Source organism: Vibrio sp. 10N.261.52.A1 (assembly GCF_002876325.1).
GTDB classification, from domain to species: Bacteria; Pseudomonadota; Gammaproteobacteria; order Enterobacterales; family Vibrionaceae; genus Vibrio; species Vibrio chagasii.
In genome coordinates this window covers 1-377 of sequence record NZ_MCYD01000327.1, presented here as the reverse complement: position 1 = coordinate 377, position 377 = coordinate 1, and the positions used below count along the sequence as shown (strand labels likewise).

Genomic DNA, 377 nt, shown 5'->3' with positions numbered 1-377 from the left:
ACGTAATATTGACGTGTCGTTTTACCTAGAGTGATAGTTTGATGTCACTCGAAGATCTGCTCTTCATTTTTCAAAATCATTTGCCATTTTTTGTGCCTTGCATTCCAAAAACGTTCTACACTTGGGTTATAACTGTTTGATTTTTATACGAGGTATCAATGAGTCGTAAACCAATAGTGCTAGTCGTGGATGACACCCCAAGTAACTTGGATGTGTTAACGGCAATACTCAAAGATACCTACCAAGTTAAGGTAGCTATTAACGGAACCATTGGTATTAAAATTGCCAAAATGGTCCCTCAGCCAGACCTGATTCTTCTCGATATCATGATGCCCGATATTGACGGCTATGAAGTGTGTCGACAACTAAAAGCACAG

At 39.3% G+C, this 377-nt stretch carries 1 protein-coding gene; it reads left to right on the top strand.

What is annotated here, in order from left to right:
* Positions 1-158 precede the first annotated feature (158 nt).
* Positions 159-377, top strand: a 219-nt coding sequence (locus BCT81_RS04020) for a response regulator (RefSeq protein WP_133152535.1), incomplete at its 3' end; no start/stop codon positions are given.